Source organism: Flavobacterium soyae (assembly GCF_021245985.1).
GTDB lineage: Bacteria > Bacteroidota > Bacteroidia > Flavobacteriales > Flavobacteriaceae > Flavobacterium > Flavobacterium soyae.
Map to the genome: position 1 here is coordinate 356,657 of NZ_JAJQXA010000001.1, position 25,559 is coordinate 382,215.

Below are 25,559 nucleotides of genomic sequence, written 5' to 3' on the forward strand. Positions count from 1 at the left end.
GAAACTTAAATTTTATAGAGAAAGTAAAAAATCCTTGTAATCCGTATAATCTGTGGCAAAAAAAATAATTATGGCTGAGGAAAATTTTTTCGAAAGAGTTTATATCGTTGCCAGACAAATTCCGTTTGGAAGAGTAACTTCTTATGGAGCAATTGCAAAGGCTTTAGGAACTGCACGTTCAGCACGAATGGTGGGCTGGGCAATGAATGCATGCCATAATATGGATGACGTTCCGGCACACAGGGTTGTAAATCAAAAAGGGCTTTTAACTGGAAAACATCATTTTGACGGAACTAATTTAATGCAGCAGCTTTTAGAAAACGAAGGGATTAAAGTAGTAAACAATCAAATCGTCGATTTCGAAAAACACTTTTGGAAACCTGAAGTACAGTATTAAATGTTTCACCATATAAGTTATATAAGTTCATTTTAGAGCTTCCTGCAAGGTTTTAAAAACCTTGCAGGCATAAATTCTTTCAAATAATCTATAATTGGTAACTATAAAAATACCTACAAGGTTTTGGAAACCTTGCAGGAGACCCGAATGAAACTTTTTCAAAATTGAATACTAATACTTTTTAAATGAACTTATATAACTTATATGGTTCATTTTAAATCAAGCAGATTACAAAACTTGTTTTATCTTCATCGGTTTGGTAGCTTAAGTAGCCGCCGTGCGCTTCGATAATGTTTTTAGAAAGCGTAAGTCCAATTCCGGCGCCGTCTTTTCTGGTGGTGAAGAAAGGAAGGAATATTTTGTCCTGAATTTCTGGATCGATTCCTTTTCCGTTATCCGAAATTGAAATGAAAAAGCGATTGTTTTCGGTGTAACTCGAAACATACATTTTCTTTTCGTTTTTCTCTTTTAAAGCATAAACACTATTGGTAATCAAATTAATAATTACCTGTTCCATTTGGTTTTTATCAATCATAATAGAACGTGAACTGTGAATATCGTTTATCAATTCGATACTTTCTGCTTTCAAAATCGGACTCATAATTCGGAGGCAGTCTTCGAAAAGAGCATTTATTGGCGTCATTTGTTTCGTCGGCGTTGGCAGCATGGCGAGTTTACGGTAATTCTCTACAAAAACCTGCAAATGATCGCTTCGATTTATTATAGTCGAAATACTGCTTTTAATGTCGTCAAAATCGTCTTCTTCTAAACTTTCCTGATCGACAATATGGAGTAAATTCTGCGAAAGCGCACGAATTGGCGTCAAGGAATTCATTAATTCATGCGAAATAATTTTCATCAAATTAATCCACGCTTCTTTTTCTTTTTTCTCAATAACACGCTGGATACTGTCTAACAAAATAATAAAATATTCTTTGTTATATGTTTGTGTTCGGGAAGTCTGCAGCATAAAAGTCTGCAGATCCTCCTCTTCTATTTTAATCGAAATTGCCGATTTTAATTCGCTGAAATCTGTTTTTTCAATTTCATTACAAAGTGATGGCAGGTAATTTTTAAGATATTTCCAATGGCTTACTTTTGGAACTTTAAATAAATCAGAGAAACAGTCATTCATCAAAAATATATCCCAATCTTCGTTTTCTCTTTCAAGGATTAACGCTGCGGTGTCAATATTATTTAAAAGCGAACGGTAAATCATTTCTTTTGATGTCTGTTCTTGCTGCTGCACTTTTAAATTTTCATATAAAAGATAGAGGTTTTTAAAATTGTCTTTTTTATTCTCTTCGGGAAAATTGGTAGAAAAATCATTCTGAAGAATCGAAAGCAGTGTTCTGTCGTAAAACTGGAGTTCATTTTTTACATAAAAATACATTTCGGCTAAGAATATAAAAGCAAAAAAGCCAACTAAAAGTGCGTTGTAATAGAACATTTTATAGATTAAAAAAACGCAAATAAAAAAGAGAATCATGACAAACAAGACTCTTACGAACAAGGCGTTATAAAATTTCCAGTTTTTCATTTAATGTTTTTTAGCCACAGATTATTTTTTGCCACAGATTAAAAGGATTAAAAAGATTTTTTTTCAAATCTGTGTGAAACTAAATTTCAAATACAAGAGGAAAATCATTTTAATCCGTGAAATCTGTGGTCCTAATTATTTTAGTTTCACGCAGATTCTACAGATTTAAGCAGATAAAAAAATCTTTTTAATCCTTTTAATCTGTGGCATAAATTATCTTAGTTTTTTAAATCGTATTTTTCAATCCTCCTGTACAAAGCGGCTCTTGATAATCCTAATTCTTCGGCAGTTTTTGAGATGTTTCCGTGATGTTTAAAAAGTGCTTTCTCGATTGCTGTTTTTTCCATTTCAGATAATGGATTATCATCATTTTCCTGAATTTCTTCAAAATCCAGAATATCTAAATCGGTTACAGAAATGGTATTGTTTTCGGCTAAAATAAGAGCGCGTTCAATTTTATTTTCCATTTCACGAACATTTCCTTTCCATGGATATTTTTCTAAATATGGTGCAGCATTTTCTTCAAAACGCCAGTTTTCCTGATTGTATTTTTCGGCAATACTTTCTAAAATAAAATTAGCCATCGGAACAATATCATCTTTTCGTTCCCGAAGCGACGGCAGATTTATTTCCATCGTATTAATTCTATAAAGCAAATCTTCTCTAAAGGTTTTACTTTTTACCTCAGCTTTGATATCGTTATTTGTTGCCGAAATTATTCTGACATTTAAAGGTCTTGCTTTGCTTTCTCCCAAGCGTGTAACGGTTTTAGTCTGCAAAACGTGCAATAATTTTGATTGCAGATGAAGCGGAATATTCCCAATTTCATCCAGAAAAATGGTTCCGTTTTGCGCCATTTCAAATCTTCCGGGCGTATCGGTTTTGGCATCTGTAAAAGCGCCTTTTGCGTATCCAAAAAGTTCGCTTTCGAATAAATTATCACTTAAGGAGCCTAAATCTACATGAATAAAAGGTTCTTTTTTTCTGGCTGAATTTTGGTGGATAAACTCCGCAAAAACATATTTTCCGGTTCCGTTTTCTCCTAAAATCAAAACGTTTGCATCTGTTTTGGCTACTTTCTCTGCAATAGAATAAGCTTGTTTTATTTTTTGAGATGTGCCTACAAAATACCGTTTCTCTGTTTTTTCAACAACTTGTTTTTTGCTGTTTTTTCGGCTTTCGGCGACAGCCTTATCAATTATTTCGAGTAATTTTTCGTTGTGCCAGGGTTTTAAAACATAATCAAAAGCGCCAATTTTTATTCCTTCAACAGCTGTATCAATTTTCCCGAAAGCGGTCATCAAAATCACAATTGTGTTTGGTGAAAGTGTTTTTATTTCTTTGAGCCAATGAATTCCTTCTCGTCCATCTTCAAAACCAATTCTATAATTCATATCCAGCAAAACAACATTTATTTCATTTTCACTCAAAATTGAAATGATTTTTTTAGGGCTGTTTGTCGTAAAAATCGTTTCAAAATGTTTTTTGAGAATCATTTTTGCCGAAAAAAGAATTTCTTCCTGATCGTCAACAACTAATATTTGGGCTTGTTTTTTTCTCATGCTGTATTTTTTCGTCCGATTTTGAACGGTCAACTGTTCATTATCGAACACTCTTTTTTTGGATGTTTTTTAAAGCCTCTTTAAAATCAGGGCTTTGCAAAAAATAAATTTTATGGCACAGAATTTACCTATTGATTATCAGTAAATTATTTAAAAAATGGACACGATAATTCCTCGTAAAAATAGAAAATTTAGATATCTCACAATAGCAATTGTAGTTTTTTTAGTTTTGGCTGCAATTCTCTTTTTTTCTTTTAATTCAAAAAGAAGTTTAAATGTAAAAGCAGAGGAACTTTCGATACATAAAGTTGAAAAAGCTTTTTTTGAAGATTTTGTGGTTTTCCAGGCAAAAGTTGAGCCGTTAAATGTAATGCTTGTAAACGTTACAGAAGGAGGATCTGTAAAAGAGATTTTTGTAGAAAACGGTGTAATGGTTACAAAAGGGCAATCGCTGGCTCGTTTGTACAACCCGAATACTGAATTGAATTATTTGACTCAGGAAACAGCAATTATCGAACAGATCAACAATTTGAATACAGGAAAACTAAACATTAGAAATCAGGAATTGAATTTGACCAAAGATTTAGTTTTAATTGAACACGATTATAACGACGCCAAAAGGTTATATGATTTGAATGCAAAATTGTTTGCCAAAGATGTGATTTCAAAAAACGACTGGAATACTTTTAAGGAAAGTCTTCGTTTTCAGGAAGAGCGTAAAAAAACGATTCAGCAAAGTATTCAAAAGGAAAAACAATCGAATCAATTGCAGATTTCTCAAATTAACCGTTCGATTCAAACGATGGAAAAAAGCTTGGATATTTTAAGAAATAACAAAAAGAATTTCTTGATTACTGCTCCAGAATCTGGCCGATTGACTTCTTTTGAACCTGTTTTAGGAAAAACGTTTCAGGCTGGGGAAAGCATCGGGAAAATTGATTCTAAAAAAGGATATAAATTATCTGCCGATGTTGATGAGTTTTATTTAGAGAAAATTCGCGAAGGTTTAAAAGGCCAGGTTGAATTTAAAGGAAAAACACTTGAAGTTGTGGTTACTAAAGTAATTCCGGAAGTTAAAAACGGGCATTTTATTGTAGAATTAGCTTTTACTTCTAAAGAAGATATTGCTTTACAAGACGGTTTAAGTTTTGGAGTTAAATTGATTTTATCTGAGAAAAACAAAATACTGGTAGTACAAAAAGGAAGCTTTAACCAGGAAACTGCAGGGAAATGGATTTTTGTAGTAAAAGGAAATAAAGCCGAAAGAAGAAATATAAAATTAGGAAGAGAAAATCCTTCGTATTATGAAGTTCTGGAAGGTTTGAAAGAAGGTGAATCTGTGATTATTTCTTCTTATTCAGATTATAAGGATATTGAGGAACTTTCGATTCAGTCGCAGTAATTTTTAAGTAATCAGTGTTCAGGTTTTTAGTGTTCAGATTTTAGTGTTCAGTCGCGGTTTAATAAAAAAAGTCTGCCACGAATTTGCACTAATTATTATAAGCATTACGAAAAATATTCATTCGTGAAAATTCGTGAAATTCGTGGCGAAACAAAAAATATAAAAACATCAATCATCAATCAAAAAACTTAATTAATAACTAATCTTTAAAATATGATAACGATACAAAATTTAACCAAAGTATTTAGAACCGAAGAAGTTGAAACTGCTGCTTTAAGCGGTATTAATGTAGAAATTAAAAAAGGAGATTTTTTAACGATTATGGGGCCTTCCGGTTGTGGGAAATCTACTTTACTAAATATTATCGGACTTTTAGACAGCGCTACTGACGGGAGTTACAAATTGCTGAATCAGGAAATGATTAACTTAAAAGAGAAAGGAAGAGCTGCTGTTCGTAAAGAAAACATTGGTTTTATTTTTCAAAACTTCAACTTGATCGATGAGCTTTCAGTTTATGATAATATCGAACTGCCTTTGCTTTATAACAATGTAAAAGCATCAGACAGAAAACAAAAAATTGAGGCTATTGCTGAGAAATTAAATATTTCGCACCGATTGAAGCATTTTCCGCAGCAGCTTTCGGGAGGTCAGCAGCAAAGGGTTGCGGTTGCAAGAGCTTTGGTTAATGATCCGAAAATTATTCTGGCCGATGAGCCAACAGGAAATCTGGACAGTAAAAACGGTAATGAGGTAATGGAACTTTTAACTGATTTACATGCTAAAGGTGCTACAATTTTGATGGTTACCCACTCTGATTATGATGCTTCTTTTTCGCAAAGAACGATTCATATGAAAGACGGTGTTATATTCTCTGAAAAACTAAATCAGAGAAATGTTGATGTTTTTATGGACGCTAAATAATCGAAAAAATGATAAAATTTGTTATTACTGCAATCTTAGTTCTGGTGGGATTTGTTTGCAAAATTTTTACTCTTCTATAAAAGGCAAAACCAGCCTTTAGACCAAAAAATAACTAACGTAATTATAAAACTTATACCATGATTTTTAACTGGTTTAAAATATTTATTTATCATTTAAGGCAAAGCAAATTGTTTTCGCTTTTAAATGTTTTAGGATTAAGCATTGGGGCTGCCAGCGTGATTTTTGCCATTTTATACTGGAATAATGAACACGCTTACGATCAATGGAATCCTGAAAAGGAAAACACGTATCAGGTTCTAAACAAAATTGGAATGACTGGCAATACATGGGCATCAAATTCAATACCCTTTGGAGAAACCTGTAAAGCTACAATTCCTGAAATTGAATCTATTTGTTTTTTTAACAATACCTGGTATGACAACGCGCCAATAAAATACGGGAATAAAAAATTAATGGCTGATAAAATCACAGTTGCTGATAATGGTTTTTTTGATGTTTTTCCGTTTCCGATTATACAAGGTGCTAAAACCAATATTTTAAAAGAAGATAGCAGCGTTGCTATATCTGAAGAAGCTGCAAAATTACTTTTTAAGGATGAAGACCCAATTGGTAAATCAATTAATTATAACACTAAATATTATACTGTAAAGGCTGTTTATCGTTTAATGAGACCATCATCTATTGAGCCTAATTACGTTTTTGGCGGTGTTAGACGTGAAGGTGACAAAACAAGTTGGGGAAATTTCAATTATGGGCTTATGGTAAAAGCCAAAAAAGGAACAGATCCTGCTGTTCTTTTAAAGAAAATGCAAAATGTAAATTTTGTCAACAGAACATTAAAAGATGCGAAAGAAAGTGGTCAGACAGTTGAAAAATTCCTTAAGGAAAATGGCGAAACAATTGTTATAATCGATCAATTAAAAACGGCTCGTTTACATGGAACAAAATCTTCGCAAGGAATTAATTTTCCTGAAGGTAAAGGCAATTTGCAATTGCTTTATATCATGGTTGGTTTGTCCATTTTAATCTTGGTTTTATCATTAGTAAATTATATTAATCTCGCAACAGCATCGGCTATAAAAAGAGCTAAAGAAGTGGGTGTCCGCAAAATTGTAGGTGCCAGTAAAGGTCAGATTATTTCTCAATTTATTTTTGAAACTGCGATAATTGTTGCTCTTGCTATAATTTTTGCTTTAGCAATTGTAGAACTTTCTCTGCCTTATTACAACACTTTTTTGAAGAAAACTTTGACTATGAATGGCAGCGAATTTTACCTGCAGCTCATTTTGATTTTTGGATTAGTAATCATTCTTGCGGGTATATTCCCTGCCATTTATATCTCTAATTTTGAAACATTAAAAGTTTTAAAAGGTAATTTCTCCAGAAGCAAAAGCGGAATCTGGATTCGAAATTCGATGCTTATTTTTCAGTTTGGTATTGCTGCATTTTTTATCATTGGTGCTTTGATTGTAAATTCTCAGGTAGACTATATGATGAAGAAAGATCTTGGTTTTAGCGGTGATCAGGTAATTAGAATTCCTTTTAATTATCCTGAACGCAAACAAAGAACAGATAAATATCTTGCCATGAAGCAGGAAATCCTTAAAATATCTGGCGTTCAAAATATCTCTACTTTCGCCGGAACTTTTGGAAACAGTACAAACTCAAGTTCAGGATTTAATCATAATGGTATTATGGTTCAGCCCAGAAATGTTGAAATGGATTTTGGTTTTCTTGAAATGATGAAGATTAAAATTGTTCAGGGTCGTGATTTGTCACCGCAATTTGCATCAGACACGGTTAGTAATATGCTGATAAATGAAACCCTGGTTAAAACTTTAAACCTAAAAAATCCAATAAATACGGTTATAACATCTGGGTTTGGAGACGAAAAGCAAGGAAATTTGAAATTAAAAATCGTGGGGGTTGTAAAAGATTTTCATATTACTGGATTGCAGGATAAGGTACCGCCAATGGTTTTTGTCAATCTTAAAACTTTAAAATGGAACAATTTTAATAATGTTTATTTAAAAGTTTCTCCAAATAATTTATCTGAAACATTAGATAAATTAAAAATATATTGGGAGAAAAATGTAAACCCTGATTATCCTTTTGATTATGAATTTGTAAACAAAGGATTTGCAAAAACTTATGAGCAGCAAGTCAAACAAAAAGATTTATTTTTTATCCTGAATCTGGTTGTTATTACAATTGCCATTTTTGGATTGTTTGCTTTGGCATCATTTTCGATGGAGAGAAGATTAAAGGAAATCGCAATTAGAAAAACGCTTGGTGCAGAAACAGATGTTTTATTGAAAGAATTATCCAAACAATACATTATTTTCTGTTTTACAGGATTTGCAATTGGTATTGTTCCGGCTTATATTTTATTGCAGAAATGGCTGGAAGATTTTGCTTTCAGAATCAATGTTTCCACCGTTCCTTTTAGTATTGCACTTGTTTCGCTGTTAGTTCTTACTTTGCTGATTGTTTTGGCAAAAGCGTATCAGGTTACTAAAATAGACGTTCTAAAATATTTAAAATACGAATAAGCTTGTAGACCATTTTTTTAAAGAATCCCCGTCAGATATGAGAATCTTGACGGGGATTTGTTTTTATTTTAATGCAACAGAATCCGAATAGAGCAGTTTATCTAAACGTTTATCGCGATCATAAACATCTGGATAAAAACCAATTTCTCCGTCATCGTTTACCCAGGCGGTAAAATATCCTATATAAATCGGGATTTTATTTTTGAGCATGCAAGTAGTTTCTTTTTCTCCACTCATCGCCTGGTTAATTTTATCAACCGGCCAGTCAGGATCATCTTTTAAGATCTCAATTGCCAGTTGTTTGGCTTCTTTTACATTAATACAGCCGTGGCTGAAAATACGTTTTTCAAATTCAAATAAACTTTTTGCAGGTGTGTCGTGCAGGTAAATATCATTTGGATTTGGAAACAAAAACTTGACTAATCCCAAAGAATTTTCCGGGCCTGGTTTTTGTCTTACATGGCCTCCATTCCATTCCATATTATGATCTGCGAGATAGTTTTTATCCTCGGCCATTTTTAACTTTAGTTCATTTTGAATAATGCTTGTTGGAACATACCAATACGGGCTAAAAACAATTCGGTCGATATTACCGCTAAAAATCACCGTTTCGGTCATACGTGTCCCTACAAAAACATCAGACACCAAATCATATTTTCCATTCTTTACATAAACCAATCTAAACGACGGAATATTTACCATTACATATTCATCAGCTTTTGCCAGTTTTGTTGGAATCCATCTGCAGCGCTCCATATTCAGCATAATAGTGCGGATTCGGTTTCCAATTGGTTCGTTCATCTGGTCGATTTGTTCTTTTGTAAAAGTATAATTCAGTTTAAGTCCGTATCGTTTTTTGTATTTTAAAACGGCGTCCATCATTTCCTGATCATAATATTGGCTTTTAGAATCTTCTTTTAAATCGCCAACCACAAACAAACGTTCTCTTATTTGCTGGATAACTTTTCCGCTGTCAAGAGGTTTTAACTCTTTGAAATTTGCTTCGTCAATCGCTATTTTTTTCCAAAGGCCCTTTTTTTCAATATTTCGATATCTTTGTAATACATCCTGAAGTTTATAATATTGGCTGAAAAGAAGGTTTTCATCCTTATTCAATCGACTTGGATCACCCATTAAGGAGTCTAAAATTCGATCATACGAAATTGTTTTGGTTGGAAGATACCAGCCAATTTTTTTCAAAGTCTGTGCATCTACGCCAGAATATACATTACTTGCATAAAATACATACATATTAGACAACAGCAGTTCTATATCAATCTGTGGAAGTTTATTAGAAACATTTTCATTAAAAACATCATCGACCAAGTTCATATAAGGCATTTCGGCGTCTATGCCTTGTTCTTCCAACAGACTTACTTTATGATATAATAAAGCCCCAAATTCGCTGACACTTTTATCATCATACCAAATCGTATTATAATCTTTCTTTTTATAAAGATCTTCTACATCTTTTTGATATTTTTTCAGCTTGGGGTACTTCGCATAAAAGCTGTTTATTGAAGCGGCATCAATTGTACCTAAAACAAACTTGTTTTTAAATTTAAAAACGTTTTCAAGTTTTGAATTTTCATTTTTAATGTTCGGAGTATGGCTTGCCGCATTAATAGAAAACATTAAAAAGCTACAAGCAATAATTACAGAAAGGGAAGTAAAATTTCGCATATTTTTAAAGTTTAAATTTTTAAAATAAAAATCGTTTCAAAAAATATCGAAAACTCATAAAGAAGCTCCAAAAATAAGTTTTCATACTTTTTTGTACTGTTTGGAAATCTTAGATTTAAGGCACTCAAATTTAATCAAGATAATCGACAATTCTTATATTTATTATCATAAATTTCATACATTTTTAAACAAATCTTATTTTAAAAAAATCATAACAAAAAAAGATTTCAAAACATCTCAATCTTATTTCGATACTTTTAAAATTTTGTATTCATCATTTTGACTAATCTCAATATCAATAAATACAATTTAAAAAAGTTCAAATCCGAACTTAATCTGTTATCTTTGCAGTCTGAAATCAGTTTAAATTAATATAGAATTTTAAATCGATTTCTTTCCATACATAATAGTACAATAAAATGAAATTAGATAGAAAAGAAATTCTTAAAGCTTTAGAAACAATCACTATAGCGGGAGAAGGAAAAAATATGGTCGAAAGCGGTGCGGTTGCTAACGTACTTACTTTTGGCGACGAAGTTGTAGTCGATTTAGTATTGCACACGCCAGCCATGCATATCAAAAAAAGGGCTGAGGATGATATTAAAAAAACGATTCACGAATTAATATCTGCTGATGCAAAAATTAAAGTAAATATTAAAGTAGAAACTCCTGAAAAAGTCGAAATTAAAGGTCGTGCAATTCCGGGAATCAAAAATATTATCGCCGTTGCTTCCGGAAAAGGAGGAGTTGGAAAATCGACTGTTACTGCAAATCTTGCCGTTACGCTTGCAAAAATGGGTTTTAAAGTTGGAGTTTTAGATGCCGATATTTACGGTCCTTCGATGCCGATTATGTTTGATGTTGAAAATGAAAAACCGGTTTCAATTACAATTGACGGAAAATCGAAAATGAAACCAATCGAAAGTTATGAAATTAAAATGCTTTCTATTGGATTTTTTACAGCACCAAGCCAGGCAGTAATCTGGAGAGGACCAATGGCTGCAAAAGCATTAAACCAGATGATTTTTGATGCAGACTGGGGAGAATTAGATTTTATGCTTCTTGATTTACCTCCGGGAACCGGAGATATTCACCTTTCTATCATGCAGTCTTTACCAATTACGGGAGCTGTTGTAGTAAGTACACCACAGGCTGTGGCTCTTGCCGATGCTAAAAAAGGAGTTTCGATGTTTATGCAGGATAATATTAATGTTCCTGTTTTGGGAATCATCGAAAACATGGCTTATTTTACGCCTGAAGAACTGCCAAATAATAAATATTATATCTTTGGACAAGAAGGAGCAAAAAATCTTGCTGCAGATTTAAATGTTCCGTTTTTAGGAGAAGTTCCAATTGTACAGTCTATTCGTGAAGCAGGCGATTACGGACGTCCTGCTGCTTTGCAGACAGCATCACCTATTGAAGCCGTTTTTGAAGAAATCACCAGAAACGTAGTTCAGGAAGTAGTAAACAGAAACGAAAGCCTTCCTGCTACTGAAGCAATTAAAATTACAACCATGGCAGGATGTTCTGCAGTAAAAAAGAACTAGATAATGAGATAATACGACAATTAGATAATTATCTAATTGACACATTTTCACAATTGACACATTAATTATGACAACAGAAGAATTAACAAATAATGTTTTATTGGCCTTAGACGAAATCAGGCCATTCTTAAAGTCTGACGGCGGAGATATTTCGCTAATCTCTATAGATGACGATAAACATGTAAAAGTTCGTCTTGAGGGTGCTTGCATAAGCTGCAGCGTAAATCAAATGACACTTAAAGCCGGAGTAGAAACAACTATAAAAAAATATGCACCGCAAATTGAGACTGTGGTAAATATTATGTAATAAAAAGGATATTTATCGTCCTGTTTTGTTTTACTGAATTAACAAGAATAATAGGCTTTAAGTGTTAATGTTTGTAAAATATCAATAAATCAGCTTTATTATTGCTGTTTTTTGAGGATTTCATAAAAAACAATGTAAAGATTTAAGAGTTTTAGTTAACTATTTGTTGCATTTTTAACTTAAATTTGTGACATAACCCTTAATCTTATATTTTATGAAGAAATTTTACGTTCTATTTTTATTAATGCTTTTTGCGTCAGGCATTTATGCGCAAAATAAAACAATTGTTGTTGACAAAGCATGGATAAGCGAAGCTGAAGAATGGTCAGATTTTACGTACGCTGGAAAAATTGTATTTTCAATTAACCCTGCTGATGTACCTGGAACTTTAAGTATTGGAAATTATGATTTCTTATACGATTTTGTCGATGGAAAAGGAAAATTTGCAAACAAAGCAACCTACAGTTCCGCTCAGTTTTTGAATCCAAGAAAGGTTTCTGCAACAACAGATAAACAAGGAGTTTTAAACTCTACTTACGAAGGCACATTAACTTTTCAATCTGATAGAGATTATTATTCAGTAGTTGCAATTATTACTATTCTTGAAAAAAACGATAGTATTTTAGGCGTAAAAATGCGTCTTAAAGAAAGCAATGGAAAAGAATACGCATTTAGTACAAAACCTGCAAGTTAGTATAAATAAAGGATTTTTTCACGTTATAAAATCCTATCATAAAATTCCCATAATAAATGGATGTATTAATAAAAATTAAAGATCGAGAAGGAGTTATACACGAATTACAGGCTCCGACTGATATGGCAATGAATATAATGGAGTTATGCAAAGCATACGAACTTCCTGTTGAAGGAACCTGTGGAGGAATGGCAATGTGTGCCTCCTGCCAGTGTTATGTTCTAAATGATATTGCATTACCAGAAATGGGAGATGAAGAAGAGGCTATGCTTTCGGAAGCGTTTTATGTTAAATCTAATAGCCGTTTAGGCTGTCAGATCCCAATTACTGAAGAATTAGAAGGACTCGAATTAGAACTGGCTCCGGAATATTAAAAAATACAAAAGCGAGAATCAAATTGGTTCTCGCTTTTTTTTATCGTTACGATTTAAACCCTACAGGGTTTTAAAACCTGTAGGGTTTCTGTTTACAATACACAAATAGAAGGCATCAAAAAAGCCGTAATTACATTGCTGCAATTACGGCTTTTTCTTTATAACAATTTTCTTTAATCTCTAGTTATACCAAACCTGCTGCGATTAAATATTCAGCAATTTGAATTGTATTTGTTGCTGCGCCTTTTCTTAAGTTATCAGCAACTATCCACATGTTTAATGTATTTGGCTGGCTCTCGTCACGACGAATTCTTCCAACAAAAACATCATTTTTACCTTCTGCATATAATGGCATTGGGTAAGTGAATGTATCTAAATTATCCTGTACCACTACTCCATCAGTATTGTGTAAAATTTCGCGAACTTCGTTTACATCAAAATCATTTGTAAACTCAACATTTACTGCTTCACTGTGTCCACCAACAACCGGTACACGAACTGCAGTAGCTGTAACTCTAATTATATTATCACCAAGAATTTTTTGAGTTTCACGCACTAATTTCATTTCTTCTTTAGTGTATCCGTTATCTTCAAAACTATCGCAGTGCGGGATTGCATTTCTATGAATTGGATATTTGTAAGCCATATCGCCCTGAATTCCTGCATACTCATTTTCTAATTGTTTCACTGCTTTTACACCAGTTCCTGTGATAGATTGGTAAGTAGAAACAATGATTCTTTTAATGTTGTATTTTTTATGTAAAGGAGCCAAAGCCAATACCATTTGAATAGTAGAGCAGTTTGGGTTTGCAATAATTTTATCTTCTTTTGTTAATACAGATGCATTGATTTCTGGAACTACTAATTTCTTAGTTGGATCCATTCTCCATGCCGATGAGTTGTCGATAACAGTTGTTCCGGCTGCAGCAAATTTTGGAGCCCATTCTAATGAAGTATCTCCACCTGCAGAGAAAACTGCGATATCTGCTTTCATATCTACAGCAGTCTGCATTCCAACAACTTTATATTTTGTCCCTTTAAATTCAATTTCTTTTCCAATTGATTTTTCAGATGCAACAGGAATTAATTCTGTAACAGGAAAATTTCTTTCTGCTAAAACTTTAAGCATTATCTCGCCAACCATTCCGGTAGCACCTACAACCGCTATTCTCATTTTTATATTTTTAATATCAATTAATCTAATTTACTCTGCAAAAATAGTTATAATAAAAACGAAAACAACATGCTTCACAAAAAATAACAAAATGTTACAAATTAAACAATTCATTAAAAAAAACCGCTCCAATCAAGAAGCGGTTAAGTTAGAATTAGTGCAGCGGTATATTTTTATTTATTTTTTAATAAATCTCTAATTTGTGTAAGCAATTCTTCTTGTGTCGGTCCTGCTGGCGGCGGCGGTGCAGCACCTTTCTTTTTTGCATGGTTTATTGCTTTAATTATCAGAAACAAAACAAAAGCAACAATTATAAAGTTAATTACTGCCGAAACAAACAAACCGTACTTAACACCCCCAAATGCTGTTAGTTCTTCGATAGTTGATAAATGTGCAGCATCTAAAGCCGGTTTTAATAGCAGTGGTGTAATAACATCTTCTATAAATGAGCTCACAATTTTACCAAAAGCAGCTCCAATAATCACACCGACAGCCAGATCAACAACGTTGCCTTTCATTGCAAATTCCTTAAATTCTGAAAAAAATCCCATAATTGACTTGTTTATATTTATAAATAATTTAATACGAAAATACGCAAATTACCTGAAAGTTTCTTAAATCTACCTAAAAAATACTCGTTTCACACGCTGCGAAATACTCGTCATAATCTCATACGGAATGGTTTTTAAAGCATCGGCCATTTCAATAACTGTTGGGCTTTCGCCAAAAATAATTACCGAATCGCCTTCTTTGCAGTCGATATGACTTACATCAACCATTAACATATCCATACAGACGCTTCCTACGATATAGGCTTTTTGATTTTTAATGGTTACAAAACCAACCTGATTGCCCCATAATCTCGAAATTCCATCTGCATATCCAATTGGAATTGTGGCAATTTTTGTTTCTCTTTCGGCCATGAAACGACGCCCGTAACCTACGCTGTCGCCTACTGGAATGGTACGAACCTGCGAAATAATTGATTTTAACGTGCCTACATTTTCCAGATATTTTTGTTCTAGCGGGTCATTGGAAACGCCATATAAACCAATTCCCAAACGAACCATATTATATTGTGCATCTGGGAAATTGCTGATTCCGGAAGTATTTAAAATATGACGAATTGGTTTTATATTTAATTCCATCATTAATTTTGAAGATAATTTCTCGAATAAATTAATCTGCGAAATGACAAAATCATAATGGTTCAAATCGTCGCTCGTCGCCAAATGCGATAAAATACTCTGAACACGAACGGTCGAATTTCCTTTTAAGGTTGCAATCAATTCATCTATAGTATCATCTTCAAACCCCAAACGATGCATTCCTGTATCGAGTTTTATATGAATAGGAAAATCTTTCAAATTCTTTTCTCTGGCAATTTTCAAAAAGGCATTTAATCCTTTTATACTGTAAATTTCAGGTTCTAATTTATATTGAATGATGGACGGAAAACTGGTCGATTCTGGATTTAAAACCATAATTGGCAGTTTGATTCCACCGTTTTTCAGCGAAATTCCTTCATCGGCGAAAGCCACACCTAAATAATTAACCTTATTATGTTCGAGTAATTTTGCAATTTCAAGTCCGCCGTTTCCGTAACCAAAAGCTTTAACCATTACCATGATTTTTACATCATCGGCCAGTTTTGATTTAAAGTAATTTAAATTATGATTTATGGCATCAAGGTTAATTTCAAGAACCGTTTCATGTGTTTTTTCTTCAAGCAGCGAAACTATTTCCTCAAACTGAAATGATCGTGCACCTTTTATTAAAATAGTTTCGTTATTGAAATTCAGGTCCTCGACTGCATCAATAAATTCGGCAGTATTTTGAAACATGGTACTGTTTGGAAACTTGGCTGCAAAAGATGAAATAGTTGCCCCGACACCAATTATGCGATTGATTTTATTATCTGAAATTAACTGAGCAACTTTTGAATAGAGTTCTTCATTTGAAAATCCGCTTTGAAAAATATCCGACAAAATAACCGTTTTTGAAGCGTTCTTTTTTTGGCTTTCCAGAAAATCCAAAGCAATTTTCAGCGATTGAAAATCTGAGCTGTAACTATCATCAATTAAGCTGCAATTGTTGATTCCGTTTTTAACTTCAAGACGCATTTCAACCGGATAAAGTAATTGCACCCGATTTTGAATAACCTCGAAATCATAATTAAAATACAGTAAAACCAATAAACATGAAATAGTATTTTCTATAGAAGCCGAATCACTAAACGGAATTTCTAAATTGAAAATTTCCTCTTTATATTGATATTTAATGGTTGTCGAATCGCTTTTGGTTTCTTTTTTCAAAATAAAAACATCTGCAGAAGCATCTGTAAAACTCCATGAAAATAAAGTTCTGTTCTCTAGTGGATATTTAACAGAAAAATCTAAAAGACATTGGTCTACCAATTCATTTTTTTGATAAATAATTACTGCTGATTTTTTGAAAAACAATAATTTTTCTTTGATTTTATGATTCAGATTTTCAAAACCTTCATCATGCGCAGAACCTATACTGGTTAAAACACCAATATTTGGTTTGATGATTTTTTCAAGGTTAACCATTTCGTTTACCGTCGAAATCCCGGCTTCGAAAATTCCTAAATTATGTTTCTCATTTATGGCAATCACAGAAAGCGGAACGCCAACTTGTGAATTGTAACTTTTTGGGCTTCGGATAATATTATAATCCGGACTCAGCAGGAAATTAAGCCATTCTTTTACGATGGTTTTTCCGTTGCTTCCCGTTAAACCAATTATTGGAAAATCAAATAAATCACGATGATAACCTGCGAGTTCCTGAAGTGCTTTGCGAGTATTTTTTACCACGAAAAAATTCGCTTTTCCTTTTACATTTTCGGGAATATACTGAACGACAAAGTTCTGAACGCCTTTTTCTATCAATTCTGAAATGTACAAATGAGCATCATTGTTAACCCCAGAAAGGGCAATAAACAATGTTTTAGACCCGTTTTGTAAAGAACGGCTGTCGATCGAAATATGATCAACAAAAATATCAGATTCCGAACCTATCCATTTGGCGTTAAAAACCGAAATAAGGCTTTTTAAATTTATGCTCATTTAGAAATTTCTTTTTGTCAAATTTAAAAAAAGGTTTGCCGCGAATTACATTAATTTCCACGAATTATTTTTTTATTTTTTTGTCACAGATTAAAAAGATTCTCACAGATTAGAAATCCTTTTAATCTTTTTAATCTGTGGCAAAACTTTCCGCATATTTTAAAATAAATTCGTAGAAATTAGTGCAATTCGAGGCGAGAAAAACTAAATATTCGTGGCAAAAAACATTAATTCCTTATATTTGTTCAATACCACAAAATAATACGTTTTGAAAAAAATACTTCCGATATTCTCCTATATACTTCATCCGATTTTTATATCGATGTATGCAGCACTATTATACCTTTATTGTAAAGAAGATATTTTTACAATGCAGGAAAAATATTTTGTTCTGTTTCAAATTTTAGTCATTACAATTATAGTTCCCGTTTTATTTTTTATGCTGCTTCGTTCTACCGGACACGTAAAATCGATGATGCTTCCAGAAAACTCTCAACGCCGAATTCCTCTTATTTTACAGTGCTTTTTATATATTTTATTAGTAAAAAGAAGTATCGTAATTACGCGTTATCCTGAACTTCATTTCTTTTTTCTGGGTGCGCTGTTTAGTACAATATTAGCATTGGTCTGTTCGCTTTTTAAAATTAAAGCCAGTCTGCACATGACAGCTCTTACAGGATTTACAATTTTTGCAATTGGATTAAATATTCATTTACAAATGCACAATCCGTATTGGGGCGCATTGTTAATTTTATTGTCTGGAATTGTGGCTTCATCACGATTAGAAATGGATGCTCATACGCCAAAAGAAATATTGATTGGGTTATTAATTGGCGTTTTACCTCAGGTATTATTTTTGTATTTGTGGTTATAAAATATAAAATATTAATCCTGCATTGAGCGTTTTCATGGTAACTTTTTCTCCGCTTAATGTTGTAACGCCATCTTTAAATAACGGACTCAAACCATAATACAAATAAACATTCCAGGTGTTGTAACCTGCAGAAATATATGGACCGTATTGGAATTTATTAATAGCGTCATTATTGTTTATTCGATATGTGTTTTCGCCATCGTCTAAAACTGAAGTATTAGAGAATATATAACTCAATTTTACTCCGCCGTAAATTCTCCAGAATTTGGTACTTTCATAAGTAGAATTACGCCATCTAAATTCTATCGGAAACTCTACAGAGTATTGTTTGTACCGATTTGAAGCAATATCTCCTGCATCTACAACATTATAAACTATTGCTCCGGTCCCATCTTTTGAAATACCAAAATTCTGATAGTAATTTTGATAACTAAACCCTAAACCAGCTGCAATTGCAACTGTTCTCGATTTATTAATTGGCATATCGCGTAAAAACCCGCCCGAAAGTCCAAGGGAAAATTTGTTTTGTTTGAATTTTTGAGGGATATCCGTAAACATATTATAGGTAACAGAAAAATAAAACTGGTCTTCTCTATACAAAGAATCTATTTTAACTATAGGTTTTATTTCTGCTTTGACATCTTCTTGCGAAAAAGCATTAAAAAATGAAACTAAAAACAAACAGCTAAAAAGAAATCGCATATAATTTTTTGAATTTAAAAGAGGTTTTACAAAATAAACGCTCAATAGAATCAATTTATTTCACTTACAAATATAATATAATGATAGTTCAGGAAGCGATTAGAAAGCAATTATTCTGTTTTTGACTAATAATAATTGTGTTTGCTGAACTTTTTTCAAATAATCTGCAACAGAATTCAAAAAATGAATTTGTATTTATACGATCTTTTATACCTTTGTTGTGTATGAAGAAAAAACAGCTCATATTAAGTTTTTCATTTGCTGTAACAATATTGTTCTCGATATTGTTTCAGTCCATACACAGTTATGAGCATATTGTAAAACAGCTTTCAGAAAAGCAGTGCCATCACGATTATAATGATCCGAGCGGTGAAATAACGCATCAGCACCATAATTACGATTTATGTTACGTTTGTAATTTTGCTTTTGGAAGTTACATTGTCCCGGAAAGTTTTTCTATTAAATTTAATTCTTTTGACAGCGAGATTCCTTATTTTTTCCCGCTTTTAGAAAAGGTTTTTTCTATTTCAAAAACTTCGTATTTATTACGAGGTCCTCCTGCAGCTTTAGTTTCTTAATAATTCAACATCTCTTTTTTTAAAATCTAAATTCAAAAACAACTTTGAGTTTCCTGATCCTGTTTATTAAATTAGGATTAGAATGCAGTACTGTTAGTTTAATTTTCATTTAAAAAAAGAAAATCCATTTAACTATAGCAAAATTTTCAAATGAAAAAATTAATAATTGCCCTTGTTTTAGGGTTTTCGGGCTTACTTTCTGCCCAGAATTCGGTTTCAGGAACAGTAACTGACAATCAAAATCAACCTTTACCTGGCGTTTCTGTTTACGCTTCAGAATTGCATAAAGGAACAACAACTGATGTAAACGGAAAATATGAATTAAACAATCTTCCAAACGGAAATCTTCGTCTGTCTTTTTCTTATGTTGGATATGCCACTCAAAATAAAAATATCACCAAATTAGTAAAACAAAATACTGTTGATGTAACGCTCGAAGAATCGATTTTAGAAATGGATGAAGTTGTGGTTTCTACTCCTTTCAACAAACTGCAATCGCAAAACGTAATGAAAATTGAGCATGAAAGCATTAAATCTTTACAGCAAAAAGGAACTTCGACTTTAATCGAAGGTTTGGCTACAATTCCCGGAGTTTCGCAGATTTCTACCGGAACTTCTATTGGGAAGCCGGTAATTCGCGGATTGAGCGGTAACCGTGTTTTAGTGTATTCTCAAGGTGTTCGTATCGAAAACCAGCAGTTTGGAGATGAGCATGGTTTAGGCTTAAACGATGCCGGAATTGAAAGTGTCGAAGTTATTAAAGGCCCTGCATCGCTATTGTACGGTTCTGACGCTTTAGGAGGAGTTTTATACTTTAATCCTGAAAAATTTGCTGATGCCGGTACTTTTAAAGCTAATTTCAGTCAAAAATATTTTACGAATACAGAAGGAAGTAATTCTTCTATTGGATTAAAAACATCTACTGATAACTGGAAATTTCTGGCCCGTGGAAGTTACAACACACATTCTGATTACAAAATTTCCGGTGGCGACCGCGTAACAAATTCTCGTTATAATGAAACTGATTTTAAAACCGGAATTGGTTACAGCAACTCTAGTTTTTCAAGTGTTTTAAGATACAATTACAATAAGCTGGATATTGGAATGCCTGAAGATGGAATTGCAGAACAATCTTCAAGCAAAGACACACAGTTCCCTAGGCAGGGAATTTTTAATCATTTATTGAGTTTAAACAATGTGATCTTTTTTGAAAACTCAAAACTTGATGTTGATTTAGGTTATATTTCAAATGACAGAAGTGAGTTTGAAGACAGCAATGATCCTTCACTCCACATGAGATTAAATACTTTGAATTACAACTTAAAATATCACTTTCCTAAATTCGGAAAAATCGAAACCATTTTTGGGGTTCAGGGAATGCATCAAACGAATAAAAATTCTGGTGAAGAATATTTAATTCCAGATGCAACAACAAATGATTTTGGTGTTTTTGGAACTGCAAATTACGAATGGAACAACAGTGTTTTACAAGCCGGATTACGTTTTGACAACAGAAACGTTACTTCTGACCCACACGGAATTGAAGGTGAAGAAGGTTATTTTCAGGCTTTAGACAGATCTTTTGACAGTTTTAATGCATCTTTAGGATATAAAACAAAACTGGCTGAACCGCTGACACTTCGTTTAAATGTTGCAACCGGATTTAGAGCGCCAAACTTAGCCGAATTAACTTCAAACGGGGTTCACGAAGGAACAAACCGCTATGAGATTGGAAACGCCAATTTGAAAACAGAACAAAATGTTCAAACTGATTTAAATTTAGAATACAAAAACACGCATTTTGAGTTTTTCGTAAACGGTTTTTACAATCACGTAAACAATTATATCTATACTTCTCCAACCGGAGAAACTCGTGACGATAATGATGTTTTTGCTTATGTTCAGGATAATGCACAATTGTACGGAGGTGAAGCTGGTATACATTTTCATCCGCATCCTTTAGACTGGTTACATTTTGAAACTAGTTTTGAAACCGTAACTGGTAAAAAAGACAATAATGATTACTTACCGCTGATTCCTGCCAACAACTGGAATAATACGCTTAGAACAGAATTTAACATCAAAAACTGGTTAAGTGAAGGTTTTGCTTCATTAAATGTATCTTCAACTTTCAGTCAGGATAATGTGAGTGGTTTCGAAACTGCTTCTAAAGGTTATACTTTGGTTAATTTAGGTTTTGGAGGAACGGTAAAATTGGGTAAAACGGCTTTTGATATCAACCTGAACGGAAACAATTTATTCGACAAAAAATACATTGCGCACCTTTCAAGATTAAAAACAGACGGAATTCCAAATATTGGAAGAAACATCGTTCTGGGCGTTAATTTCAATTTATAACATTTTTTAAACCATATAAGTTATATAAGTAAATAAAAGCTAAGTCTTAAATTAAATAAGCTCATATAACTCATATGGTTTAATTCTTTATTCTTTAAATGAGTTATCCTGCTAAATATAAGCTTGACCTTAAATTAAATGAACTTATATAACTTATATGGTTTAAATTATTTTCACAACAAAAAGTACTATTTTTGCTACAACTGTTAATCAAAAACTATGAAAAAAACCTTTCTTATAATGGCAATTACAACTGCAGGAATTTCGTTTGGGCAAAATAAAATTCAGTACCCGGAAACTAAAAAAGGAGAAACTGTCGACATATATTTCGATGCAAAAGTAAGCGATCCATATCGCTGGCTTGAAGATGATAAATCTGCTGAAACTGGTGCTTGGGTAAAAGCTGAAAACGAAGTAACTTATGGATATTTAGATAAAATTCCGTTTCGTTCAGCACTTAAAAAGCGAATGGAAAAACTTTGGAATTATGAAAAAATAGGTGCCCCATCAAAAGAAGGAAAGTTTACTTATTATTCTAAAAATAATGGGCTTCAAAATCAATCTGTTATTTACAGAAAAGACCTAAACGGAAAAGAAGAAGTTTTTCTGGATCCGAATACTTTCTCAAAAGACGGAACAACTTCGCTTGGCGGATTAGATTTTTCTAAAGATGGAAACAAAGCGGCATATTCTATTTCTGAAGGTGGAAGCGACTGGAGAAAAGTGATTATTATTGATGCAGTTTCTAAAAAAGTTCTGGAAGATACTTTGGTTGATGTAAAATTCAGCGGTGTTTCATGGCTTGGAAATGAAGGTTTTTATTATTCTAGTTATGATAAACCAAAAGGAAGCGAGCTTTCTGCAAAAACAGACCAGCACAAATTGTATTTTCATAAATTGGGAACTTCTCAAAAAGAAGATAAAGTAATTTTTGGTGCAGATCAAAAAAGAAGGTATGTTGGCGGTTACGTTACCGAAGACAATCATTATTTAGTAATTACAGCTGCTAATTCGACTTACGGAAATGAACTTTATATTAAAGATTTAAAAACGCCAAACAGTCCGATTATTACCATTGTAGATAACTTTAACAATGATAATAATATTATCGAAAACGAAGGAAGTAAATTATTTATACAAACGGATTATAATGCTCCTAACGGACGTGTGGTTTCGGTAGATTTCAGCAATCCGAAACAGGAAAACTGGAAAGATTTTATTAAAGAAACAGAGAATGTTTTATCTCCATCTACAGGCGGCGGATACTTTTTTGCCAATTATACAAAAGATGCTGTTTCGTTAGTTTTACAATATGATTACAGCGGAAAACTAATTCGCGAAATTAAACTTCCTGCAGTTGGAACTGCCGGAGGATTTGGTGCAAAAAAAGAAGAAAAGACTTTATACTACAGCTTTACAAACTATACAACTCCGGGAACCATTTTTTCTTTTGAACCAAAATCTGGTAAATCAGAAGTATATCAAAAACCAAAAGTTGATTTTAAAAGTGAAGATTATGAATCTAAGCAAGTTTTCTATACTTCAAAAGACGGTACAAAAGTTCCTATGATTATTACGTATAAAAAAGGAACAAAATTAGACGGCAAAAACCCAACGATTCTTTACGGTTACGGCGGGTTTAATATTAGTTTGACTCCTGCATTTAGTATTTCGAATGCGGTTTGGATGGAAAACGGAGGTGTTTATGCGGTTGCCAATTTAAGAGGCGGCGGTGAATACGGTAAAAAATGGCATGATGCGGGAACAAAACTTCAAAAACAAAATGTGTTTGATGATTTTATTGCTGCTGCAGAGTATCTAATTGCTCAAAAGTATACTTCATCTGATTATTTAGCGATTCGCGGAGGATCTAACGGAGGTTTATTAGTGGGTGCAACTATGACTCAGCGTCCTGATTTAATGAAAGTAGCTTTGCCAGCAGTTGGTGTTATGGATATGCTTCGTTACCATACTTTTACAGCCGGTGCGGGTTGGGCTTACGATTACGGAACAGCTCAGGACAGCAAAGAAATGTTTGAATATTTAAAAGGGTATTCTCCTGTTCAAAACGTTAAAAGCGGTACTAAATATCCGGCAACAATGGTTACAACCGGAGATCATGATGATCGTGTTGTTCCGGCACATAGTTTTAAATTTGCTGCTGAATTGCAAGACAAGCAAGCAGGAGAAAATCCTGTTTTAATTAGAATTGATGTAAAAGCAGGTCACGGCGCAGGAAAATCTGTTGCGGCTACAATCCAGGAAAATGTAGACATTCAGGCTTTCACTCTTTATAATATGGGATTTAAAGCTTTACCTAAGAAGTAAGACTTTAAGTTAAAATTTTATAGCCACGAATTCACGAATTATTTTTGTGAGTTTGTGGCTGTTTTTTTTGCCACGAATTAACACGAATTTAATTGATTGGAATTTGCAGAGTGTTTTTTTTGCCACAGATTAAAAGGATTAGAAGGATTTTTAAAATCTGTGTGAATCTTTTTAATCTGTGGCAAAACTTCAAAAAATAATTCGTGGAAATTAGTGCAATTCGTGGCAAACCTTTTTTTAAATTTGAATAACTAAAATAACCAAACGATGAAAATTATAAAGTGGGGAATTATAGGCTGTGGGAATGTGACGGAAGTAAAAAGCGGACCAGCTTTTCAAAGGACTCCAAATTCTGCTTTGGTTGCTGTGATGCGTAGAGATGCAAAGCTTGCCGAAGATTATGCCAAACGCCATAATGTCCCGAAATGGTATTCGAATGCAGCAGATTTAATAAACGATCCTGAAGTTGATGCGGTTTATATTGCTACGCCGCCATCTTCTCATAAAGAATATACTCTTTTGTGTGCAAAAGCCGGAAAGCCTGTGTATGTTGAAAAACCAATGGCTTTGACTTTTCAAGAATGCAATGAAATGATTAGTGCTTGCAAAGAACATAATGTTCCTTTATTTGTTGCTTACTACAGAAGAGGTCTACCTCGTTTTTTAAAAATAAAAGAAATAATCGACAAGGGAAAATTAGGAAACATACGACATGTAAATACTGTTTTATACCATCCGTTTGAAGCTCGTTATGACGACGAAATTAATCTTCCGTGGACGGTTTTACCACATATTTCAGGCGGTGGTATTTTTGTTGATCTGGCCTGCCATACGTTAGATTTTCTGGATTTTGTTTTAGGTCCAATAAAATCTGTTCGCGGACATGCGACTTCTCAATTGCAAGCTTATCCGGCTGAAGATTCTGTTTCGATGTCGTTTATATTTGAAAACGGAATTCACGGATCTGGTTTGTGGAATTTTGCCAGTTTTGAACGTTATGACAATACTGAAATTGTAGGGGATAAAGGTAAAATCTCGTTTTCAACTTTCGGAAATGATCCAATACATATTCAATATGCAAATGGACAAAAAGAAAGTATTACAATTGAGAATCCGCTTCATATTCAGCAGCCATTTATTGAAACCGTTATTACAGAGCTTTTAGGTAAAAAAGATGCTTCTCCATCAAAAGGAATTTCAGGAGCGAGAACAACTTGGGTTATTGATGAAGTTTTGAAGGAGTTTAGGAATTCTAAATCTTAATATTTCAATGCCTCCAGCTTTAGCTGGAGATTTAATAATAGCAAGCTTAAAAGGCTTTAGCCAAAACGTTTATTTGGCTAAAGCCTTTTTAAATTTAATCCTATCGACCTCCAGCTAAAGCTGGAGGCAATTTAATAAATCTTGACATTTCTCCTTTCATCGAAATGACAAAAAAACAAAAAGGATATTC

General features: G+C 33.1%; 20 protein-coding genes. 13 read left to right on the forward strand and 7 right to left on the reverse strand.

Going from position 1 to position 25,559, the window contains the following annotated elements:
* The first annotated feature begins 70 nt into the window (after positions 1 to 70).
* The gene (locus LUU93_RS01545) at positions 71 to 397 is read left to right on the forward strand and encodes an MGMT family protein (RefSeq protein ID WP_232677468.1); all 327 of its coding nucleotides are present in this window, start codon (positions 71 to 73) and stop codon (positions 395 to 397) included.
* Positions 398 to 611: 214 nt separating this feature from the next.
* On the opposite strand, the gene LUU93_RS01550 is transcribed toward LUU93_RS01545, so the two are convergent.
* Complete coding sequence (locus tag LUU93_RS01550) at positions 612 to 1,937, reverse strand: sensor histidine kinase (protein WP_438821633.1); 1,326 nt, start codon at positions 1,935 to 1,937, stop codon at positions 612 to 614.
* A gap of 218 nt (positions 1,938 to 2,155) precedes the next feature.
* On the reverse strand, positions 2,156 to 3,499 hold the full coding sequence (locus LUU93_RS01555; protein ID WP_232677487.1) for a sigma-54-dependent transcriptional regulator: 1,344 nt from the start codon (positions 3,497 to 3,499) through the stop codon (positions 2,156 to 2,158).
* Between the two features lie 157 nt (positions 3,500 to 3,656).
* Here LUU93_RS01555 and LUU93_RS01560 point away from each other — a divergent pair, with 157 nt between their 5' ends.
* From LUU93_RS01560 to LUU93_RS01570, 3 genes are all read left to right on the forward strand, one after another.
* Positions 3,657 to 4,901, forward strand: coding sequence for an efflux RND transporter periplasmic adaptor subunit (locus LUU93_RS01560; protein WP_232677491.1), 1,245 nt, complete (start codon positions 3,657 to 3,659; stop codon positions 4,899 to 4,901).
* A 213-nt stretch (positions 4,902 to 5,114) separates the two neighbouring features.
* On the forward strand, positions 5,115 to 5,822 hold the full coding sequence (locus tag LUU93_RS01565) for an ABC transporter ATP-binding protein (RefSeq protein ID WP_232677500.1): 708 nt from the start codon (positions 5,115 to 5,117) through the stop codon (positions 5,820 to 5,822).
* Positions 5,823 to 5,959: 137 nt separating this feature from the next.
* Positions 5,960 to 8,395: an ABC transporter permease gene (locus tag LUU93_RS01570; RefSeq protein ID WP_232677507.1), complete on the forward strand. Its 2,436-nt coding sequence runs from the start codon at positions 5,960 to 5,962 to the stop codon at positions 8,393 to 8,395.
* A gap of 63 nt (positions 8,396 to 8,458) precedes the next feature.
* Here LUU93_RS01570 and LUU93_RS01575 read toward each other — a convergent pair whose 3' ends face one another.
* Positions 8,459 to 10,078, reverse strand: a complete 1,620-nt coding sequence (locus tag LUU93_RS01575; RefSeq protein WP_232677509.1) for a L,D-transpeptidase family protein — start codon at positions 10,076 to 10,078, stop codon at positions 8,459 to 8,461.
* 419 nt (positions 10,079 to 10,497) lie between these two features.
* Between LUU93_RS01575 and LUU93_RS01580 the strand changes: the two genes are divergently transcribed.
* From LUU93_RS01580 to LUU93_RS01595, 4 genes are all read left to right on the forward strand, one after another.
* Positions 10,498 to 11,628, forward strand: a complete 1,131-nt coding sequence (locus LUU93_RS01580; protein WP_232677511.1) for an Mrp/NBP35 family ATP-binding protein — start codon at positions 10,498 to 10,500, stop codon at positions 11,626 to 11,628.
* Positions 11,629 to 11,695: 67 nt separating this feature from the next.
* Entirely contained in the window at positions 11,696 to 11,935 is a 240-nt protein-coding gene (locus LUU93_RS01585; protein ID WP_053469915.1) for a NifU family protein, read from the forward strand.
* 214 nt (positions 11,936 to 12,149) lie between these two features.
* Positions 12,150 to 12,629, forward strand: coding sequence for a hypothetical protein (locus LUU93_RS01590; RefSeq protein WP_232677513.1), 480 nt, complete (start codon positions 12,150 to 12,152; stop codon positions 12,627 to 12,629).
* Positions 12,630 to 12,685: 56 nt separating this feature from the next.
* On the forward strand, positions 12,686 to 13,003 hold the full coding sequence (locus LUU93_RS01595) for a 2Fe-2S iron-sulfur cluster-binding family protein (protein WP_232677515.1): 318 nt from the start codon (positions 12,686 to 12,688) through the stop codon (positions 13,001 to 13,003).
* A gap of 184 nt (positions 13,004 to 13,187) precedes the next feature.
* Here LUU93_RS01595 and LUU93_RS01600 read toward each other — a convergent pair whose 3' ends face one another.
* The 3 genes from LUU93_RS01600 to LUU93_RS01610 form a co-directional block, all read right to left on the reverse strand.
* Entirely contained in the window at positions 13,188 to 14,177 is a 990-nt protein-coding gene (locus LUU93_RS01600) for an aspartate-semialdehyde dehydrogenase (protein ID WP_232677520.1), read from the reverse strand.
* Between the two features lie 173 nt (positions 14,178 to 14,350).
* On the reverse strand, positions 14,351 to 14,728 hold the full coding sequence (gene mscL, locus LUU93_RS01605) for a large conductance mechanosensitive channel protein MscL (protein WP_232677521.1): 378 nt from the start codon (positions 14,726 to 14,728) through the stop codon (positions 14,351 to 14,353).
* 69 nt (positions 14,729 to 14,797) lie between these two features.
* Positions 14,798 to 17,266, reverse strand: a complete 2,469-nt coding sequence (locus LUU93_RS01610) for a bifunctional UDP-N-acetylmuramoyl-tripeptide:D-alanyl-D-alanine ligase/alanine racemase (RefSeq protein ID WP_232677525.1) — start codon at positions 17,264 to 17,266, stop codon at positions 14,798 to 14,800.
* 268 nt (positions 17,267 to 17,534) lie between these two features.
* On the opposite strand from LUU93_RS01610, the gene LUU93_RS01615 reads away from it, so the two are divergent.
* Positions 17,535 to 18,140: a hypothetical protein gene (locus LUU93_RS01615; RefSeq protein WP_232677526.1), complete on the forward strand. Its 606-nt coding sequence runs from the start codon at positions 17,535 to 17,537 to the stop codon at positions 18,138 to 18,140.
* Here LUU93_RS01615 and LUU93_RS01620 read toward each other — a convergent pair.
* Positions 18,135 to 18,842, reverse strand: coding sequence for a porin family protein (locus tag LUU93_RS01620; protein ID WP_232677528.1), 708 nt, complete (start codon positions 18,840 to 18,842; stop codon positions 18,135 to 18,137). The two genes, LUU93_RS01615 and LUU93_RS01620, sit on opposite strands and share 6 nt — an antisense overlap.
* 224 nt (positions 18,843 to 19,066) lie before the next feature.
* Between LUU93_RS01620 and LUU93_RS01625 the strand changes: the two genes are divergently transcribed.
* From LUU93_RS01625 to LUU93_RS01640, 4 genes are all read left to right on the forward strand, one after another.
* Positions 19,067 to 19,420, forward strand: coding sequence for a hypothetical protein (locus LUU93_RS01625; RefSeq protein WP_232677531.1), 354 nt, complete (start codon positions 19,067 to 19,069; stop codon positions 19,418 to 19,420).
* 150 nt (positions 19,421 to 19,570) lie between these two features.
* Complete coding sequence (locus tag LUU93_RS01630) at positions 19,571 to 21,778, forward strand: TonB-dependent receptor (RefSeq protein WP_232677540.1); 2,208 nt, start codon at positions 19,571 to 19,573, stop codon at positions 21,776 to 21,778.
* Between the two features lie 219 nt (positions 21,779 to 21,997).
* Complete coding sequence (locus LUU93_RS01635; RefSeq protein ID WP_232677543.1) at positions 21,998 to 24,106, forward strand: prolyl oligopeptidase family serine peptidase; 2,109 nt, start codon at positions 21,998 to 22,000, stop codon at positions 24,104 to 24,106.
* 267 nt (positions 24,107 to 24,373) lie between these two features.
* Positions 24,374 to 25,369 carry a Gfo/Idh/MocA family protein gene (locus LUU93_RS01640; protein WP_232677545.1) on the forward strand — a complete coding sequence of 332 codons (996 nt, stop codon included), beginning with the start codon at positions 24,374 to 24,376 and terminating at the stop codon, positions 25,367 to 25,369.
* The last annotated feature ends 190 nt before the right edge of the window (positions 25,370 to 25,559 follow it).

What these genes read in the sequence shown, in the direction of transcription:
- LUU93_RS01630 (WP_232677540.1), top strand. Translation starts at nt 19,571, where the DNA reads ATGAAAAAATTAATAATTGCCCTTGTTTTAGGGTTTTCGGGCTTACTT.
- LUU93_RS01620 (WP_232677528.1), bottom strand. Translation starts at nt 18,842, where the DNA reads ATGCGATTTCTTTTTAGCTGTTTGTTTTTAGTTTCATTTTTTAATGCT.
- LUU93_RS01595 (WP_232677515.1), top strand. Translation starts at nt 12,686, where the DNA reads ATGGATGTATTAATAAAAATTAAAGATCGAGAAGGAGTTATACACGAA.
- LUU93_RS01610 (WP_232677525.1), bottom strand. Translation starts at nt 17,266, where the DNA reads ATGAGCATAAATTTAAAAAGCCTTATTTCGGTTTTTAACGCCAAATGG.
- LUU93_RS01625 (WP_232677531.1), top strand. Translation starts at nt 19,067, where the DNA reads ATGAAGAAAAAACAGCTCATATTAAGTTTTTCATTTGCTGTAACAATA.
- LUU93_RS01640 (WP_232677545.1), top strand. Translation starts at nt 24,374, where the DNA reads ATGAAAATTATAAAGTGGGGAATTATAGGCTGTGGGAATGTGACGGAA.
- LUU93_RS01580 (WP_232677511.1), top strand. Translation starts at nt 10,498, where the DNA reads ATGAAATTAGATAGAAAAGAAATTCTTAAAGCTTTAGAAACAATCACT.
- LUU93_RS01550 (WP_438821633.1), bottom strand. Translation starts at nt 1,937, where the DNA reads ATGAAAAACTGGAAATTTTATAACGCCTTGTTCGTAAGAGTCTTGTTT.
- LUU93_RS01600 (WP_232677520.1), bottom strand. Translation starts at nt 14,177, where the DNA reads ATGAGAATAGCGGTTGTAGGTGCTACCGGAATGGTTGGCGAGATAATG.
- LUU93_RS01585 (WP_053469915.1), top strand. Translation starts at nt 11,696, where the DNA reads ATGACAACAGAAGAATTAACAAATAATGTTTTATTGGCCTTAGACGAA.
- LUU93_RS01570 (WP_232677507.1), top strand. Translation starts at nt 5,960, where the DNA reads ATGATTTTTAACTGGTTTAAAATATTTATTTATCATTTAAGGCAAAGC.
- LUU93_RS01590 (WP_232677513.1), top strand. Translation starts at nt 12,150, where the DNA reads ATGAAGAAATTTTACGTTCTATTTTTATTAATGCTTTTTGCGTCAGGC.
- LUU93_RS01560 (WP_232677491.1), top strand. Translation starts at nt 3,657, where the DNA reads ATGGACACGATAATTCCTCGTAAAAATAGAAAATTTAGATATCTCACA.
- LUU93_RS01575 (WP_232677509.1), bottom strand. Translation starts at nt 10,078, where the DNA reads ATGCGAAATTTTACTTCCCTTTCTGTAATTATTGCTTGTAGCTTTTTA.
- LUU93_RS01635 (WP_232677543.1), top strand. Translation starts at nt 21,998, where the DNA reads ATGAAAAAAACCTTTCTTATAATGGCAATTACAACTGCAGGAATTTCG.
- LUU93_RS01565 (WP_232677500.1), top strand. Translation starts at nt 5,115, where the DNA reads ATGATAACGATACAAAATTTAACCAAAGTATTTAGAACCGAAGAAGTT.
- LUU93_RS01545 (WP_232677468.1), top strand. Translation starts at nt 71, where the DNA reads ATGGCTGAGGAAAATTTTTTCGAAAGAGTTTATATCGTTGCCAGACAA.
- mscL (WP_232677521.1), bottom strand. Translation starts at nt 14,728, where the DNA reads ATGGGATTTTTTTCAGAATTTAAGGAATTTGCAATGAAAGGCAACGTT.
- LUU93_RS01555 (WP_232677487.1), bottom strand. Translation starts at nt 3,499, where the DNA reads ATGAGAAAAAAACAAGCCCAAATATTAGTTGTTGACGATCAGGAAGAA.